Origin of the sequence: Pseudooceanicola sp., from assembly GCF_029213205.1 — a bacterium.
Taxonomy (GTDB): Bacteria; Pseudomonadota; Alphaproteobacteria; order Rhodobacterales; family Rhodobacteraceae; genus Pseudooceanicola.
The window spans coordinates 18,258-34,382 of the sequence record NZ_JARGNH010000002.1 but is presented as its reverse complement, the minus strand read 5'-3'; the positions used below and the strand labels follow the sequence as shown (position 1 = coordinate 34,382).

General features: G+C 66.3%; 15 protein-coding genes and 1 pseudogene. 8 read left to right on the top strand and 8 right to left on the bottom strand.

What is annotated here, in order from left to right; all coding sequences use genetic code 11:
• Window positions 1-84 precede the first annotated feature (84 nt).
• Both P1U48_RS02625 and cobA read right to left on the bottom strand, forming a co-directional pair.
• Window positions 85-1,380 carry a cobyrinate a,c-diamide synthase gene (locus P1U48_RS02625; RefSeq protein ID WP_301066917.1) on the bottom strand — a complete coding sequence of 432 codons (1,296 nt, stop codon included), beginning with the start codon at window positions 1,378-1,380 and terminating at the stop codon, window positions 85-87.
• Window positions 1,377-2,228, bottom strand: a complete 852-nt coding sequence (gene cobA / locus P1U48_RS02620; RefSeq protein ID WP_301066915.1) for a uroporphyrinogen-III C-methyltransferase — start codon at window positions 2,226-2,228, stop codon at window positions 1,377-1,379. The genes P1U48_RS02625 and cobA overlap by 4 nt, the downstream gene beginning before the upstream one ends.
• Window positions 2,229-2,433: 205 nt before the next feature.
• Between cobA and P1U48_RS02615 the strand changes: the two genes are divergently transcribed.
• From P1U48_RS02615 to P1U48_RS02595, 5 genes are all read left to right on the top strand, one after another.
• Window positions 2,434-3,474 (top strand): cobalt-precorrin-5B (C(1))-methyltransferase, encoded by a 1,041-nt coding sequence (locus P1U48_RS02615; RefSeq protein WP_301066912.1) that lies wholly within the window; start codon window positions 2,434-2,436, stop codon window positions 3,472-3,474.
• Window positions 3,471-4,199, top strand: coding sequence for a cobalt-precorrin-6A reductase (locus tag P1U48_RS02610; protein ID WP_301066910.1), 729 nt, complete (start codon window positions 3,471-3,473; stop codon window positions 4,197-4,199). Before P1U48_RS02615 ends, P1U48_RS02610 begins: the two co-directional genes overlap by 4 nt.
• Complete coding sequence (locus P1U48_RS02605; protein ID WP_301066909.1) at window positions 4,196-4,825, top strand: DNA-3-methyladenine glycosylase 2 family protein; 630 nt, start codon at window positions 4,196-4,198, stop codon at window positions 4,823-4,825. The genes P1U48_RS02610 and P1U48_RS02605 overlap by 4 nt, the downstream gene beginning before the upstream one ends.
• The gene (locus P1U48_RS02600) at window positions 4,822-5,487 is read left to right on the top strand and encodes a prolyl oligopeptidase family serine peptidase (RefSeq protein ID WP_301066907.1); all 666 of its coding nucleotides are present in this window, start codon (window positions 4,822-4,824) and stop codon (window positions 5,485-5,487) included. The genes P1U48_RS02605 and P1U48_RS02600 overlap by 4 nt, the downstream gene beginning before the upstream one ends.
• Window positions 5,488-5,646: 159 nt before the next feature.
• Window positions 5,647-5,949 carry a putative quinol monooxygenase gene (locus P1U48_RS02595; RefSeq protein ID WP_301066904.1) on the top strand — a complete coding sequence of 101 codons (303 nt, stop codon included), beginning with the start codon at window positions 5,647-5,649 and terminating at the stop codon, window positions 5,947-5,949.
• A gap of 9 nt (window positions 5,950-5,958) precedes the next feature.
• Here P1U48_RS02595 and P1U48_RS02590 read toward each other — a convergent pair whose 3' ends face one another.
• Window positions 5,959-6,822 carry an NAD(P)-dependent oxidoreductase gene (locus tag P1U48_RS02590; protein WP_301066902.1) on the bottom strand — a complete coding sequence of 288 codons (864 nt, stop codon included), beginning with the start codon at window positions 6,820-6,822 and terminating at the stop codon, window positions 5,959-5,961.
• Between the two features lie 113 nt (window positions 6,823-6,935).
• Entirely contained in the window at window positions 6,936-7,271 is a 336-nt protein-coding gene (locus P1U48_RS02585; protein WP_301066901.1) for a tautomerase family protein, read from the bottom strand.
• 154 nt (window positions 7,272-7,425) lie between these two features.
• Between P1U48_RS02585 and P1U48_RS02580 the strand changes: the two genes are divergently transcribed.
• Window positions 7,426-8,010, top strand: a complete 585-nt coding sequence (locus P1U48_RS02580; protein WP_301066900.1) for an HNH endonuclease — start codon at window positions 7,426-7,428, stop codon at window positions 8,008-8,010.
• A 125-nt stretch (window positions 8,011-8,135) separates the two neighbouring features.
• Here the strand turns inward: P1U48_RS02580 and P1U48_RS02575 are convergent, their stop codons facing one another.
• The 4 genes and pseudogenes from P1U48_RS02575 to P1U48_RS02560 all read right to left on the bottom strand — a co-directional run bounded on the left by P1U48_RS02575 (window position 8,136) and on the right by P1U48_RS02560 (window position 11,506).
• Window positions 8,136-8,666: a polymer-forming cytoskeletal protein gene (locus tag P1U48_RS02575; protein WP_301066899.1), complete on the bottom strand. Its 531-nt coding sequence runs from the start codon at window positions 8,664-8,666 to the stop codon at window positions 8,136-8,138.
• The gene (locus P1U48_RS02570; protein ID WP_301066898.1) at window positions 8,656-9,990 is read right to left on the bottom strand and encodes a M23 family metallopeptidase; all 1,335 of its coding nucleotides are present in this window, start codon (window positions 9,988-9,990) and stop codon (window positions 8,656-8,658) included. The genes P1U48_RS02575 and P1U48_RS02570 overlap by 11 nt, the downstream gene beginning before the upstream one ends.
• Window positions 9,991-10,197: 207 nt before the next feature.
• Window positions 10,198-11,018 (bottom strand): annotated as a pseudogene (locus P1U48_RS02565) (ferritin-like domain-containing protein).
• Window positions 11,019-11,029: 11 nt separating this feature from the next.
• Window positions 11,030-11,506 carry a peroxiredoxin gene (locus P1U48_RS02560; RefSeq protein WP_301066897.1) on the bottom strand — a complete coding sequence of 159 codons (477 nt, stop codon included), beginning with the start codon at window positions 11,504-11,506 and terminating at the stop codon, window positions 11,030-11,032.
• Between the two features lie 115 nt (window positions 11,507-11,621).
• On the opposite strand from P1U48_RS02560, the gene P1U48_RS02555 reads away from it, so the two are divergent.
• The gene (locus P1U48_RS02555) at window positions 11,622-14,969 is read left to right on the top strand and encodes a hypothetical protein (RefSeq protein ID WP_301066895.1); all 3,348 of its coding nucleotides are present in this window, start codon (window positions 11,622-11,624) and stop codon (window positions 14,967-14,969) included.
• Window positions 14,966-16,012, top strand: a complete 1,047-nt coding sequence (queA, locus tag P1U48_RS02550) for a tRNA preQ1(34) S-adenosylmethionine ribosyltransferase-isomerase QueA (RefSeq protein WP_301066893.1) — start codon at window positions 14,966-14,968, stop codon at window positions 16,010-16,012. Before P1U48_RS02555 ends, queA begins: the two co-directional genes overlap by 4 nt.
• Window positions 16,013-16,125: the final 113 nt, after the last annotated feature.

Here is a 16,125-nt window from a genome sequence, read left to right as displayed (position 1 = left end):
GCGCCGGGAGTGGCAACCTGGGTTCGTGTCCGTATCTGTGCGCTGGGGCGCGATGTCGCGGTGCGATGTGCCGGGATAGGGCGCTCAGCCGGTGTCTCGGTCGATCACATGCGCGAATGAGCCGCAGACGTTTCCGCGCCGCAGACCCATCGCGGGCAGGGCCCGGCCTTCGGCATCGCGGACGTCAAACAGCGGCGCGCCCTCGGCTCTGAGCGTGGTGGCATAGTGAAACTCGTGGCCGCGCAGCGCAGTCGGAAACGGGCCGTGTTCGGCACTCAGATAGCGATAGCCGAGGTGCAGGCGTCGTTCAGCGAATGAACAGTCTAGCCCCAGAAGTCCGGCCATTTCATGCACCTGCCCGGCGGCATCGGTTAGACTGCGCCCCAGCAGCATGTAACCGCCGCATTCACCGTAGATCGGCGTATCGGCGGCGCGGGCGCGCAGGCTGTTCAGGAACTTGGTGTTGGCGGCGAGCCGCCCGGCATGCAATTCGGGATAGCCGCCAGGCAAATAAACAAACCCCGCCTCGGGCACCGGATCATCGGCGAGCGGTGAGAAAAAGGTGATTTCAGCCCCGGAATCGTGCCATTCCTGCAACAGATGCGGATAGGCAAAGGCAAAGGCGGCGTCCCGGGCCACGGCGATGCGCTGGGCAGGCGGGGCAAGGCGCGGCGCGGCGTCGGCTGCGGGCGCGGGCAGCGGCTGCGCCAGGTTGAGCAGCGCGGTGAGGTCGATTTCGGGGGCCAACCAATCGGCGGCCTGATCGAGAAAAACCTCCAGATCCGCGTGCTCCTCGGCCTGAATCAGCCCCAGATGGCGCGACGGCAGCGCCAGGCTTGGATCACGGGGCAGGGCGGCCAGCACCGGCAGCCCCAGCGGGCGCAGCGCTTGCCGCAGCATCGCGCCATGGCGCGGACTGCCGACATTGTTCAGGATCACCCCGGCCAGGCTGACCTCGGGGTCGTGATTGGCAAAGCCCGCGCACAGCGGCGCGACGGACTGCGCCATCCGCGCCGCATCGACCACCAGCAGCACCGGCAGGCGCAGGATCCGCGCCAGATCGGCGACCGAGCCACGCCCGTCCGGCGGCGCACCGTCAAAGAGGCCCATCGCGCCCTCGATCAGGAGCAGGCCGTCGCCCGCCGCCAGGGCGGTGATCCGCTCAGGCGACATCGCCCAAGCGTCGAGATTTACGCAAGACTGGCCACAGGCGGCCTGGTGAAAGCGCGGATCGATGTAATCGGGGCCGGATTTGGCGCCACGCACCGCAAGGCCCTGGCGCGTCAGCAGTCGCAGCAGGGCCAGGGTGACGGTGGTCTTGCCCGCACCCGAAGCTGGCGCCGCCAGGATCAGCCCGCCGCTGATGCCAGACCCGTTCATGCCTGATCCGCCGGGCGCCCCCGTCCGAGCGGGTCGAGGTTGCGCGGCGCCTCACCGCGCGCCAGCGCCTGCCAGTCCAGCACCTGCCGCATCAGCACCGAGCGCCCGACGCAGAGGATCGCCGGCGGCTCGAACCCGCCGCGAGCAATGTCGTCGGCGAGGCGGCCAAGGGTGGTTTCCAGAACCTTTTCCTCGGGCGTGGTCGCCGAACAGACAACAGCGCAAGGTTCATCCGCCGGACGCCCCGCCGCCAGCAGCGCATCGGCGATGCGCGCGGCATGTTTCATGCCCATGTAGATCACGATCACCTGGCTGCCGCGGGCAATCGCCTGCCAATCCAGCGAGGAGGGCGCGTCGCCGGTCTGGTCATGGCCGGTGACAAAGGTGACCGACTGGTTGACATCGCGGTGGGTGACCGGGATTCCGGCATAGGCCAGACCGCCGATCCCGGCGCTGATTCCGGGGATGATCCGGACATTGACGCCGTGCTGGATCAGGGTTTGCGCTTCTTCTCCACCCCGGCCAAAGACAAAGGGATCGCCGCCCTTCAGCCGCAGCACCCGCTTGCCCGCGCGCGCCAGATCGACCAGCCGCAGGGAAATGTCGCGCTGCTTGGCCGAGGGTTTGCCGCCGCGCTTGCCGGCATAGATATGTTCGGCCTGCGGCGCCCAGTCGAGGATCGCGGCCTGCACCAGCGCGTCATAGATCACCACATCGGCCTGGTGGAGTGCGTTCAGCGCATGCAGGGTCAACAGCCCGGGATCGCCGGGGCCAGCGCCACAGAGCCAGACCCAGCCGGGCTGCAGAACCGGCCAGCCGGCAGTGAGGGGGGGGAGCGATTCGGTCATCCGGCACTTTATGCGCGGATGACCGGGCCGAGGGAAGTGCGGCAGGCAGGGGGGCGCTGCCCCCCTCACCCCCCGGAATATTTTTGGCAAGATGAAGCGGGTGCGGCGTGTCCGGGCTTGTCCGGCAACCTCCTGCCTCAGATATGGGCCTTGGGCGGTGGTGAATCCTCTGGCGTGTGCAGGGTGGCGGTTTATGCTTGGCGGGATGAGCCGAAAACCCGAAGGAGCTTTGCGCCGCGGCTGGACCACGGGCGCCTGTGCCACCGCTGCGGTGCGGGCGGCGCTGATGGCGCTGTGGGGTGAGGGCCGGGCAGAGCGGGTGCGCATCACCCTGCCGCGCGGCGAACGGCCGGTGTTCGCGGTGGCCGAGCTGAGCAACGGGCCGGGCTGGGCCGAGGCGGGCATCATCAAGGATGCCGGCGATGATCCGGACGTGACCCATGGCGCCTTGATCCGGGTGCGGGTCGAGGCCTCGGGTGGCGGTGTGCAATTCGCCGCGGGCGAGGGCGTCGGGACGGTGACCAAGCCGGGCCTGCCGGTGCCGGTGGGGGAACCCGCGATCAACCCGGTGCCCCGGCAGATGATGCGCGACACGGTTGCGGAGATGGCGGCGCGGCTGGGGCAGGCGGCGGATGTGAAGATCACCATTTCCGTGCCCGGCGGCGCGGCGCTGGCGGCGCAGACCTGGAACCCGCGGCTGGGGATCCTCGGCGGCTTGTCGATCCTTGGCACCACCGGCATCGTGCGGCCGTTTTCCTGTGCCGCCTGGATCGCCTCGATCCATCGCGGGGTCGATGTCGCCCGCGCCACTGGCCAGGCGCATGTGGCGGGCAGCACTGGCGCGACATCGGAGCGGGTGGTGCAGCATCTGCATGGGCTGCCGGATCACGCGATGCTGGATATGGGCGATTTCGCCGGTGGCATGTTGAAATACCTGGCCGCGCATCCGGTGGCGCGGGTCACTCTGGGCGGCGGACTTGGCAAGTTGACCAAATTCGCCCAGGGCGCGGTCGATCTGCATTCGGGCCGCTCGCAGGTCGATTTCGCGGCGCTGGCCGAACGGTTTGCAAGGCCGGAGGTTGCAAAGGCCAATACGACAGCCGAGGTGCTGGCGCAGGTGGGGCTGGCCTATCCCGACTGGGTGGCTTCTGAGGCGCTGCGGCGGATGCGGGCGCGGCTGGGCGCGGACATCGCCGCCGATGTTGTGGTGATCGACCGTGCCGGTGCGATCCTGGCGCGGGCATGATCCTGCTGTTGGCCGGAACCGCCGAGGCGCGGCATGTGGCGCGGGCGCTGGCCAGCGCGGGAGTGCCCGCCATCGCCAGCCTGGCCGGGGCGGTGCGGGGCCCGGCGGAGCTGGCGGTGCCGACCCGGATCGGCGGGTTTGGCGGCGCGGCGGGGTTTCGCCGGTTTCTGGTGGACCAGGGGATCGCTGCGGTGCTGGACGCGACCCATCCGTTCGCGGCGCGGATCACCGCGCGCACGGCCCTGGTTTGTGATGAACTCGGGCTGCCCTATCTGCGGGTGCAGCGCCCAGCCTGGCAGGCTGGGCCGGGCGACGTGTGGCACGAGGTTGCGCAGCCGGAGGAGGTGCCGGGCCTGATCCCGGCAAAGGCGCATCTGTTCCTGGCGGTTGGACGCCAGCAGCTGGCGCGATACGCCGGGCTGGCGGGGCGCCAGATCGTCGCGCGCAGCATCGAGCCGGTCGCAAGCGATTTCCCCTGGCCCGGCGGGCGGTTTCTGACCGGGCGACCGCCGTTTTCGGTGGCCGATGAAATCGCGCTGTTCCGGCGGCTTGGCACCGAATGGCTGGTCACCAAGAACGCCGGCGGCAGCGGCGCTGCGGCAAAGCTGGAGGCGGCGCGGGCGCTGGCGCTTCCGGTGGCGATGATCGTCCGGCCATTGCCGCCCGAGGGGGTGGAGATCGTCGAGACGGTGGATGCGGCGCTGGACTGGGCGTTGGCGCTGTGAGCGGGCGGATCATCGCAACTTTGGAGGATGTGGCCGAGGGCGCCGAATGGCTGGCGGCGCGGGATGCGGGCATGGCGCGGGCCTATGCGCGCTGCGGGCTGCCGCCGCTGCGGCGCCGCGACCCGGGCTTTCAGACCTTGCTGCATGCGGTGGTCGGACAGCAGGTCTCGACCGCGTCAGCTTCGGCGATCTGGGGGCGGATGCAGGCGGCGGGGCTGGTCGAAGCTGAGGCGATCGGCGCTGCGACAGAGGACGATTTGAAGGCGGTGGGGCTGTCACGGCCAAAGATCCGTTATGCGCGCGGCATCGCAGGGGCCGGGGTCGATTTCGACGGGCTGGCGGGGCTCGACGATGACGCGGTGCTGGCGCGGCTGGTGGCCTTGCCGGGAATCGGGCCCTGGACGGCGGAGGTCTATGCGCTGAGCGCGCTGGGCCGTGCCGACGTTCTGCCCGCCGGTGATCTGGCCTTGCAGGAAGCGGCGCGAATCCTCTACGGCTTGGCGGATCGACCGGATGCGGCGGCGTTTCGGCGCATGGGCGCGGCCTGGCAGCCCTGGCGGGCGGTGGCGGCGCGGCTGCTTTGGGCTTATTACCGGGCCGAAACCAAACGGGAAGGAATGGCATGACACGGGTATTGAACGCGGAGCGCCGGGCGCCGGTATCGGGTGACATCCGCTCGATCGTGGTGTTCCTGCATGGCTATGGCGCCAATGGCGCCGATCTGCTGGGTCTGGCCGATGTGCTGGGCGAGCATTTGCCGGACACGCTGTTCGTGGCGCCGGATGCGCCGGAAAGCGTACCGGGCGCGCCGGGCGGTTATCAGTGGTTTCCGATCCCCTGGATGGATGGATCCTCGGAAGAAGCGGCCGAAGCCGGACGGCAGCAGGCGCTTGAGGATATCAACGCCTTTCTCGACGCGCTGATGGTGGATGAAGATGTGATGCCCGAGCAGGTGGCCCTGTTCGGTTTCAGCCAGGGGTCGATGATGTCGCTGCATGTGGCGCCGCGCCGCGAGGATCCGATGGCCGGGGTGGTGGCGTTTTCGGGCCGGTTGCTGGAACCCGAGGCGCTGATCGACGAGGTGGTCAGCCGGATGCCGATCCTGCTGGTGCATGGTGATGTCGATGAGGTGGTGCCGCCGCAATCGCTGCCGGCCGCCGCCGAGGCGCTGCAGGCCGCCGGGTTCAAGGAGGTGTTTGCGCATATCCAGCAGGGCACCGGCCACGGCATCGCGCCGGACGGGCTGTCGGTGGCGCTGGCGTTCCTGCGCGACAAGCTGAGTTTCTGAGCGAGGGGGCGCTGCCCCCGCCACGGCTGTGCCGTGGCCCCCCCGGAATATTTTTGGCAAGATGAAGCCCGGTGCGGCGTGACCGCGGCGTTCACCGCTTTACCGACCGGTAAGTCTGTGGAAAGATCGGTGCCGGATCACGACAGGGGAGGAAAACCAATGATCATCATCAGCGGCACCATGGAAGTTGCAGCGGGCAACGAAGAGCAGGCGAAGGCGAATTTCGCCCTGGCGCAGGCGGCCACCAAATCCGAACGTGGCTGCATCGATTACCGGTTCTGGCAGAGTGTCGACCAGCCGCATGTCTTTCGCGTCTATGAGGAATGGGAAGACAAGGATTGTCTGAAAGAGCATGGCGCGCATCCGAATATGGCCGCGCATCGTGAGCGGATGGCGCCTCTGGGTGTCACCAACCGCAAGTTGAAGCTGATCGAGCCGGAGCGGATTCGCGATCTCGGCTGAACCGGGAGGCTAGCGCGCGAGCCCCTGCCGATAGCTGGGGTAATGTGGTTGCCAGTCGAGCAGATCGCGGGCGCGGGCGTTGGACACCCGAAATGACGCAAAGCGCGGCGGGCCGCCCTGGATCGGGGCCGGGCCGCCGCTGAGCGTGGCGATATGGCCGAAGATATCGCGCCAGCGCACAGGCTCGTCATCGCTGATCGCCAGGATCTGGCCCGGATTGCTGCGGCTGACGGCGCGGCGGGTCGCCTCGGCCATATCGGCGATATGGACCAGCGACAGGAAATCAGCGCCCGCGCCAGCCATCAACAGCTTGCCCGCAGCGGCCTGGTCGAACCAGGTGTCGTCAAGGCCGGTGCCGGGGCCGTAGAACAGCCCGCCGCGCAGGATCGTCCAGTCGAGCGGCGCGGCCTGCACCGCCGTCTCCATCGCCAGGGCCGCGCGCAGGGTCTTGGCGGCAAGCCCGTCGCCCTGTGGCACCGGGCTGATGGTGCCGTCATTCAGGTCTTCGCCGGAGGTTGCGATCAACGCGATGCTCTGTTGCAGCAACCGGGTGACACCGGCGTTCTGCAGTCCCCGCAGCAGCACCGGCACGCCGTCGCGGCGCAGCTGGTCATTGGCCTCGAACGAGCCGCGCCCGGAAGGGCCGGGCAGGGCGGTGGCGAGGTTCAGGCAGAGTTCGGCACCGGCGAGCGCCTCTGTCAGGCTGGTCTCGTCAAAGATATCACCGGCGCGTTGCTCGATCCCGAGGGCCTGGGCGGTTGTCGCCCGGTTCGGATCGCGGGCAATCGCGATCAGCTCATGCCCGTCGGCCGCGAGGCGCGGCAGCAGGTGGCGGGCGAAAACCCCGGTCGCGCCGAGGATGGCGATGCGCATGCGGACTCCCCTTTCGTATCGATCAGATTGCCGATTTGCCGCCGCGCTGGCAAGGGGGCGAGCGGGCGGTGAATCGGGGCCGATCTGGCGAAAGCGGGGCGCGCGTCAGGCGGTCAACCGCCCGATTGGGATTTCTTGCGCTCGCCCAGTGTGATGCCGCCCTTGGCCCAATCGTGCGGCTGCACATCGCGCAGGATCACGCTGATCGACTCAGGCTTCGAGCCGAGCGCCTCGACGGTGGCTTCGGTCAGTTTTTCGATCAGCTTCTGTTTCAATTCCGGGCTGCGCCCGGCAAGCAGTGAGACTTCGATAAGTGGCATTTGGGGTTCTCCTGAGGGGCCGCATTCCGGCGGTTGCTGGAGCGTATCGGGGCGAATGCCGCCTGTCACCGCAATAGCCATGCAATTCGCCAATGTGGCGCCGAAACGATGCCGGGCGGTGATCATCATCTGCCCGTTACACCGACATTCTAAGTTTATCTCGTTGTCGCGCATATCGTGGGGCTTGCCCCTTGGTCGCCGCGATATATAGTAAAGCTATCGCCGGGGCGGGGTATCCCACCCCCCCGCCGCAGCAGGCAGCTCGAATCGGAGAGCTTTCACGATGGATGGAGATTTCAGGACCGAATTTGTTCGCGACCCGGCGGCGCTGAAAAAGCATCCGGCGCTGGTGTTGAATGCGGATTACCGGCCGTTGTCCTATTACCCGCTCAGCCTCTGGCCTTGGCAGGAGGCGGTCAAGGCGGCCTGGCTGAACCGGGTGGATATCGTTGCCGAATACGACGCCTGGGTGCGCAGTCCGAGCACCGAGATACGGATCCCCTCGGTGGTGGTGCTGAAAGATTATGTGAAACCCCAAAAGCGCGTGGCTTTCACGCGCTTTAATTTATTCCTGCGCGATGAATTCTGTTGCCAATATTGCGGCGCCCGCGGCGACCTGACCTTTGATCATGTGGTGCCACGCGCCAGTGGCGGCATCACCTCATGGGAAAACGTGGTGGCGGCCTGTTCACCCTGCAACCTGCACAAGGGGTCGAAATCCCTGCGCCGGGCCGGGATGTCGTTGCGCCGGGCGCCACGGCCACCAGCGGCCGAAGAGCTGCGCAACATGGGACGAAAGTTTCCGCCGAACTACCTGCACGGCTCTTGGATGGATTTTCTTTACTGGGATGCCGAGCTGGAGGCGTAGCGCCGCGCGCTCTACGGCGCTGGCGGGTCGACTGAGTCGGCGGGCGCACAGCGCCCACCCGGTAGCTCGACATGAAAAAGGCCGCCCCGGGGCGGCCTTTGATCTCTCACAGCATGAGGAATGACTTAGACGTCGTCGCTTTTCTGCGGCTGCGGGGTCAAGCGATGCGGGCCCTTGTCCGCCGATTTGTTGCCCGACAACGGGTCTTCCTGACGCTGTACCGAACCCTCAAAATGGGCGCCGGATTCGATCGCGATGGTCTTGTGGATGATGTCGCCCTCGACCCGGGCGGTCGAGGTCAGCCGCACCTTGAGGCCACGCACCCGGCCAACAATACGGCCATTCACCACCACGTCGTCGGCGGTGACTTCGCCCTTGACGGTGGCGGTTTCGCCGACGGTCAGCAGATGGGCGCGAATGTCGCCCTCGACCGTGCCTTCGATCTGGATGTCGCCGGTCGTTTTGACGTTGCCGGTGATGTGCAGATCGGGCGACAGCACCGACGCTGGCGGCTTGGCCTTGGGCGTCGACGGTTTGAAATCGCCAGAGGTGGACGGGTAAGGGCTTCCGGTTTTGGGCGCCGTATCGGTGGCGGCAGGCGCCTGCGGTTCGGTGCCCTTGCTGCCGGGCTCGTTGATTTTGCTTTTAGAAAACATCTTTTGCAGCCTTGATATATATCATTGGGTTCACGGCCTGACCGCCGACGCGCACTTCGTAATGAACATGCGGCCCGGTCACGCGTCCAGATGCTCCCATATCACCGATCCGATCTCCGCGCGAGACTCTTTGACCAACCTTCACGGCAATGCGAGACATGTGAGCATAGCGGGTTTCGATACCGAACTCATGTTTGATCTTGACCAACCGCCCGTAGCCCGACAGCCAACCGGCGTGCACCACCACCCCGTCGCCAGTGGAGTAGAGCGGGGTGCCGACCGGCCCGGCGAAATCGACGCCGGCATGCATCCGGCGCCCGCCAGTCTTGGGATCGCGGCGATAGCCGAAGCCACTGGTGAAGCGATAGGCCTTTTTCACCGGCAGCGCGAAGGGGGCTTTTTCAGCGGCGATGCGATACAGATTCAGCCGGTCCATCTGATCGAGAATCTGATTGGCGCGCGAGGCGTCCGGCGACGGCGCTTCACCCATCGTCGACAGCGAGATCGGGGTGAGCGGGCCACCCTGGCCGGAATAACCACGGCGCACCTGCGAAATCAGGCTGTCGGTGTTCATCCCGGCGGCGCGGAACATCTTGTCCAGCGGCGCCACCGAAACCGTCATCGCCTCTTCCAATTGCCGAAAGATTGCGTCGTTGCGGTCGTGCAGCAGCGCCAGTTCAGTGGTCATTTCATCGGCGTGCAACAGGGCATCCTGAGCATCGCTCGAAATCTTGTCGCGCTCATCGGCGGTGTCGCTCAGCGCGGCAGAGAGAAATTCGAGGGTGCGTTCGCCGATCTTGCCGTCCGTAACCCCGGGGGTGTCGCCGCTGGCCGCCATCGCCAGCTTCAACTCCGCCAGCTGGTCACGGGCGGCGTCGCGGGCTTTCATCGTCTGACGCAGGGTGGCCTGGATCACGCCGATCCCGGTCTCAAGCTCGCGGCCACGGGTTTGGGTGGCCAGCAGTTCCGATTGCATTTCGGATATTCGAGCCAGGGCGGTGTTGAACCGCTGTTGCGCCGCCAGCGCCTCATCGGCGCGGGTGTCGCGTTCGGCGGCCAGGGCGTTCAGCCGGGCCTGATAGACCTGTTGATCGCGGCGGGCCTGATCGCGGAAATTCCCGGCGCCGATGGAATCCATCAGCAGGATCGCGGTGGCGATGATCGACCAGGTGACGACGACGCCGGCACCGGCAACGGCAATGAATTGGGTTTCGGGTTTCAGCCGGATAAAACGGGTGTCGGCGTCGGATTTCAAAAACAACCGACGTTCTGGAAAGTATCGCTCCAGCCGCGCATGCAGCTTTTGTATCACTTTATTATGCACTAGGACATGCCCTTTGCCCGAATTCCCCACCATAGCATTCCCGCTCCCCAACGGATGCTCCGAATGGTGTTAACCGCCGATCCCCATCGGTTCAAGACTTATGGCCGGTAAACCGCCGCCATTGGCGGGTTCATGTTGGAACTGGCGAGATTCCGCCGAGTTTCGGCATGTTAGCGCTGAGACTTCAGGTGGCGCGCGGGCCCCGGATCAGGCCGGATCCTCGGTCAGTGGCCAGTAGAAATCCGGTGGCAATCCGGCCTCGCCCGCTTCTCTTCGTTAAAGGGCGGTTTCAGCAGCCCATGAAAATACTGACGCACCCGCGCGTGAAACAATGGCTTGGGGTCCTTGTCATGGCGCCCGCAGAGGAAGTGGAACCATTTCGAACCATAGGCGACATGGCTGACCTCTTCGCCATAGATGGTGTTCAGTGCGGCGACCACTTGCGGCAGGTCCGCCTTTTTAAAAACCTATATCATTCCGGGGGTTACGTCCAATCCCCGGGCCTCAAGCACCATCGGGACGACCGCCAGGCGACCAAAGATATCGGTATTGGTGTCCTCGGCGGCGCGCCACATCCCGGCATGGGCAGGCAGGGCGCCGTAATGCGATCCCAGCGCTTCAAGACAGTCGCACATCAGGTTGAAATGCTTGGATTCCTCATCCGCCGCCTTCACCCAGTCGTCATAGAATCCCATCGGCATCGGCACCGCGGCGAACCGGGCGATGATATCCCAATGCAGATCGACCGCGTTCAGCTCGATATGGGCCACCGCATGCAGCAAGGCGATGCGGCCTTGCGACGATCCGGGGCGGCGGCGTGGCAGCTCGCGCGGGTCGAGCAATTCCGGACGCTCGGGGCGGGCGGGGTGCAGTGGTGGCTTGGTCTCGCCGATCGGAATCACCTCACCCGCCGCGCGGGCCGCGCGCCAGGTCGCGGCATGGGCATGGCTGAGCGCGGTCTTGGCGCGCCCGTCGGCGGTGTTCAGCACCTCGACCGCCATCGCGGAAAGGCTGCGCGGCGCGTGCATCCGACCGGGCCTCAGCTGGCCGTGACCTCCAGCGCCTGAACCGCCGCCAGCACCTCGTCGACATGGCCGGGCACTTTCACATTCTTCCAGGCCTGGGCGATGGTGCCGTCCGGCCCGATCAGAAAGGTGGCGCGGGTGATGCCCATGAAGGTCTTGCCATACATGTTCTTTTCACCCCAGACGCCGTAATCCTCGCAGGTGCTGCCGGTCTTGTCCGAGAGCAGGATCACGGACAGATCGTGTTTGTCGCGAAACTTGTCATGGCTTTCGACACTGTCCTTGCTGACCCCCATAACCACCGCGCCGGCGGCGGCAAAATCATCGGCAGCACAGGTGAAATCCTTGCCCTCGGTGGTGCAACCCGGCGTGTCGTCGCGCGGATAGAAATAGAGCACCACCGACCGTCCGGCGTAATCGGTGAGCGAGATTTCGCCGCCGCCGTCGCGTGGAAGTTTGAAAACTGGTGCTTTTCCACCGGTATCGGGCATGGTCGCGCCTCTCTCTGCCTGAAATGTGAATTCCAATGTAACCGAATGGCGGCGAGAATAAAGCCCGTCCATTCGAGGCAGGCGACAATAAGGGGACGGGCCGAAGGGCCAAGCGATGACACCGAAAACCGAAGACCCGATAGACGCCCCCGCGGCGGCGACTGGCGGCGCCAAAAGGCGTCGGCGTTCGCTGTGGCGGATCCTGGCGCGCTCGGGGCTGACACTGGTGTCCGCGTTCAGCTTTGTGTTCCTGGCGTTGTTCGCCGGGGTGATCCTCAGCGAACGGCCCTTTGTCGCGCCGCCCTGGCTGAAAGAGCTGATCACGACCCGGCTCGACGGGTCGATGGAGCGGCTGTCGGTGGATTTCGGCGAGGTGGCGCTGATCGTCGAGGATGGCTGGAAGCCGCGCCTGCGGCTGCGCGATCTGACCATCCAGCGGGTCGGCAGCAACGCCAGGCTCAGCCTGTCGGAGATTCAGGGCGTGCTGTCTGTCGCCGCGCTGCTGGAGGGCAAGGCGCGGCCCAGCTCGATCTATCTGACCGGCGCGCAGATGCGGCTGCGACGCGATGCCGATGGCGGCTTTGACCTGGCATTGGGCGAAGTTGGCGCGGCGCAGGCCGAGGGCAACCTGCCGCGCCGCGCCCGGGGCAGCGATCTGGGCGCCCTGGCCGACGAGATCGAGGCGCTGCTCGATCTGCCGGATCTGCGCTCACTCGAACGGATCGAGGCGACGGCGCTGACCCTGCGCTATGAGGATTCCCGATCCGGGCGCGCCTGGACCGTCGATGGCGGCCGTGCGGTGTTGGAACGCCACGGCAATGACCTGAGCCTGCGCGGCGATTTCGCGCTGCTGTCGGGGCGCGCCTGGGCGACGGTCCTGTCGGTCAGCTATGCCAGCAAGATCGGCAGCAAGGCCGCGCAATTCGGGATGAAATTCGAAGACATGGCGGCCGAGGACCTGGCCACCCAGAGCGCGGCGCTGGCCTGGCTCGGGGTGCTGGACGCGCCGATTTCCGGGGCGTTGCGGGCCGGGGTCGACAGCACCGGCAGGCTGGGGCCGCTGAACGCCACCTTGCAGATCGGCGAGGGGGTGTTGCGCCCCAATGACGGCACCGCGCCGCTGCCGTTTCGATCAGCGGGCAGCTATTTCACCTATGACCCGTTCAAACAGGCGCTGACCTTTGACGAGCTTTGGGTCGAGAGTGTCTATCTGACCGCCCGGGCCGAGGGCGATCTGCATCTGCTTGGCACCAACCAGGGCCGCCCGTCGGAAATGGTCGGCCAATTGCGGATGACCGAATTTTCCGCCCAGCCCGGTGATCTGATCCCCGAACCCGTGGCCTTTAACGATGTGCGCGCCGATCTGCGGCTCAAGCTTGATCCTTTCGTGCTGGATGTCGGGCAGTTGAGCCTGGGTCGTGGCGACGAAAGGCTGACCCTGCAGGCCAAGGTCCGGGCCTCGCCCGAGGGGTGGGACATCACCGCAGAGGGCGCGATGAACCAGATCGGGCGCGACGCGGTGCTGGCGCTCTGGCCCAAGGCGATGGCCATCAAGACCCGCGACTGGATCGAACAATCGGTCTTTGCCGGGTCGTTCCATTCGATCCAGACCGGGTTTCGACTGCGCCCAGGAGGCAAGCCCGACATCTATATCGGCTTTGGATTTGCCGAGGCCGAGATCGAGGTGGTGAAGGGCTTGCCTCCGGCCAAAGGGGTATCGGGCCATGCCAGCCTCTATCGCAATCGATTTGTCGCGGTGACCGAGACCGGCAAGATCACCGCGCCGCAGGGCGGGCGGGTCGATCTGGGTGGCACCACCTTTGTGGTGCCGGATCGGCGGATCAAACCGGCCCCGGCGGAAATCCATCTGCGCAGCGACGCCACCATCACCGCCTCGCTGGCGCTGCTTGATCTTGAACCGTTTCGGATGATGGCCAAGGCTGGGCGCCCGGTGACCCTGGCGGACGGGCGGCTGACGCTGGCTGGGATCATCGAATTCGTGCTGAAAAAGGGGCGCACCCTGGCCGATTACGATATCGCGCTCAGCGGCAATCTGCGCGATGTGCGCAGCGATATCCTGTTGCCGGGGCGCGATTTCGCGGCACCGGATTTGCAGGTTGCACTGGTTGGCGATGACCTGAGCATCACCGGCACGGGCCGGATCGGCACGGTGCCGGTGGGCGGCGACTATCATGCCAATATCGCGCCGGGCGGTGCGGGCGGGGCACGGATTGACGGCTGGGTCGAAATCTCAGAACGCTTTGCCGATGAATTCCGCCTCGGCCTGCCACCCGGATCGTTAAACGGCAAGGGCCGGGCCGAGGTGGCGGTGCGCATAGCGCGCGGCGCGGTGCCGGAATTCACCATGACCTCGGATCTGGCCGGGATCGGTCTGCGGCTGACGGCGCTGAACTGGTCATTGCCACAGGCCGCGCGCGGCCTGCTCAAGGTCGACGGCAGCTTTGGCGCCCCGGCCAGGATCGACAGCATCGCGATCGAGGCGCCGGGGCTGAGTGCGGATGGCAAGGTGACCTTGACCGAGGCCGGCCAGTTGCAGACCGCGCGGTTTGATCGGGTGAAGATCGGCACTTGGCTGGACGCGCCGGTGCAGCTGTCCGGGCGTGGCAAGGGCGCGACTCCGCTGGTCGCGGTCACCGGCGGCTGGCTCGATCTGCGCCGGACCGAGTTGAACGGCGGCGGCTCTGGCAGCGCTGGCCCGATCCAGCTGGCGCTGGACCGCCTTCAGGTGTCCGACACCGTCGCGCTGATGGATTTTCGCGGCGATCTGACCACCGTGGGCGGGCTGCAGGGCCGCTTCACCGGCTTGGTCAATGGCAGCGCCCAGGTCGCCGGTCAGCTGATCCCGCAGGGCAAACGCAGCGCGGTGCGGATCACCTCTGCGGATGCCGGGCGGGTGTTTTCGGCGATGAAGCTGCTGAAACAGGGCCGCGACGGCGCGATGGATCTGGTGCTGAAACCGACCGGCGGCGAGGGCACCTATGACGGCCAGCTCAACGTGCGCAACATGCGGGTCATCGAAGCCCCGGTGATGGCGGCGCTGCTGAACTCAATCTCGGTGGTCGGGCTGGTTGATGAAATGGCCGGGCGCGGCATCACCTTCAGCGATGTCGAGGCGCAGTTCCGCCTGACCCCGCGCCAGCTGATTGTCACCCAATCCAGTGCGGTCGGCGCCTCTTTGGGGATTTCAATGGACGGGGTCTATGATCTCGAGGCCGGGCGGATGCGCATGCAGGGGGTGATTTCACCGATCTACATGCTGAACGGACTCGGCTCGGTGTTCACCCGCAAGGGCGAGGGGCTGTTCGGCTTTTCCTACACCCTGAGCGGCGCCGCGGCCTCGCCAAAGGTCGGGGTGAATCCGCTGTCGCTGTTGACACCCGGCATGTTCCGCGAGATTTTCCGCAGCCCGCCCCCCAAGATCAGCCAGGCCCCCAGCCAGTGAAACTTTCCGATTTCGATTTCGACCTGCCCGAGCGACTGATCGCCACCCGGCCAGCAAAGCCGCGCAGCGCCGCGCGTTTGCTGGTGGCCGAGGGCGATACCATCACCGACGCAACGGTCAGCGATCTGACCCGCTGGCTGCGCCCCGGCGACCGGCTGGTGCTGAACGACACCAAGGTGATCCCGGCGCGGCTGTCCGGCCAGCGCGCCCGGCAGGGGGCCGAGGGGCTGACCCAGGCGCGGATCGAGGTGACCCTGCTTGAGCCGCGTGCGGGCGGTGACTGGGCGGCGCTGCTGAAACCGCTGAAAAAGATCCGTGAGGGCGAGGTGATCGTGTTTTCCGACGCGCTCTCGGCGACGCTGGTGGCCAAGACCGAGGGCCAGGGGCTGATCCGGTTTAATCTGACGGGCGAGGATTTCGATGCGGCGCTGGCAGCGGCGGGGCAGATGCCATTGCCGCCCTATATCGCCGCGAAACGCCCGGCAGATGCGCAGGATCGCGAGGATTATCAGACCATCTGGGCCCGCCATGCCGGGGCGGTTGCAGCCCCCACCGCATCGCTGCATTTCGATGCGGCGCTGCTGGCACGGATTGCCGAAATGGGGGTCGGGATCACCCATGTCACCCTGCATGTCGGCGCCGGAACCTTTCTGCCGGTCAAGGTCGAGGATGTGACCAGCCACCGGATGCATGCCGAATGGGGCGAGGTCACCGCGACCGCCGCCGCCGAGATCGCCGCCACCAAATCGGCAGGCGGGCGGGTGATCCCGGTCGGCACCACCGCGCTGCGGCTGATCGAAAGTGCGGCCCGCGACGGCACCATTGCGCCCTGGCGGGGCGAGACCGATATCTTTATCTATCCCGGCTTTGCCTTTCATGTCACCGATGCGCTGATGACCAATTTCCACCTGCCGAAAAGCACCCTGATGATGCTGGTCTCGGCGCTGATCGGTCAGGATCGGGTGCGGCGCATCTATGACCATGCGGTGGCGGGTGACTATCGGTTCTTTTCCTACGGCGACGCCTCATTGCTGCTGCCCTGAGGCCTGCCAGCCCGGCGTCAGATCACCAGAAGTTTCTCGCCGATTTGCGGCTGCCGGGGTTGTGGCCCGGCTGGATCGGATGCGAGTAGGCGCTAACACTCGGTAGATGTCGC

Excerpts from the sequence above, each read along its gene's own strand:
- P1U48_RS02625 (WP_301066917.1), bottom strand. The coding sequence starts at position 1,380 with ATGAACGGGTCTGGCATCAGCGGCGGGCTGATCCTGGCGGCGCCAGCT.
- cobA (WP_301066915.1), bottom strand. The coding sequence starts at position 2,228 with ATGACCGAATCGCTCCCCCCCCTCACTGCCGGCTGGCCGGTTCTGCAG.
- P1U48_RS02615 (WP_301066912.1), top strand. The coding sequence starts at position 2,434 with ATGAGCCGAAAACCCGAAGGAGCTTTGCGCCGCGGCTGGACCACGGGC.
- P1U48_RS02610 (WP_301066910.1), top strand. The coding sequence starts at position 3,471 with ATGATCCTGCTGTTGGCCGGAACCGCCGAGGCGCGGCATGTGGCGCGG.
- P1U48_RS02600 (WP_301066907.1), top strand. The coding sequence starts at position 4,822 with ATGACACGGGTATTGAACGCGGAGCGCCGGGCGCCGGTATCGGGTGAC.
- P1U48_RS02595 (WP_301066904.1), top strand. The coding sequence starts at position 5,647 with ATGATCATCATCAGCGGCACCATGGAAGTTGCAGCGGGCAACGAAGAG.
- P1U48_RS02590 (WP_301066902.1), bottom strand. The coding sequence starts at position 6,822 with ATGCGCATCGCCATCCTCGGCGCGACCGGGGTTTTCGCCCGCCACCTG.
- P1U48_RS02585 (WP_301066901.1), bottom strand. The coding sequence starts at position 7,271 with ATGATGATCACCGCCCGGCATCGTTTCGGCGCCACATTGGCGAATTGC.
- P1U48_RS02580 (WP_301066900.1), top strand. The coding sequence starts at position 7,426 with ATGGATGGAGATTTCAGGACCGAATTTGTTCGCGACCCGGCGGCGCTG.
- P1U48_RS02575 (WP_301066899.1), bottom strand. The coding sequence starts at position 8,666 with ATGTTTTCTAAAAGCAAAATCAACGAGCCCGGCAGCAAGGGCACCGAA.
- P1U48_RS02560 (WP_301066897.1), bottom strand. The coding sequence starts at position 11,506 with ATGCCCGATACCGGTGGAAAAGCACCAGTTTTCAAACTTCCACGCGAC.
- P1U48_RS02555 (WP_301066895.1), top strand. The coding sequence starts at position 11,622 with ATGACACCGAAAACCGAAGACCCGATAGACGCCCCCGCGGCGGCGACT.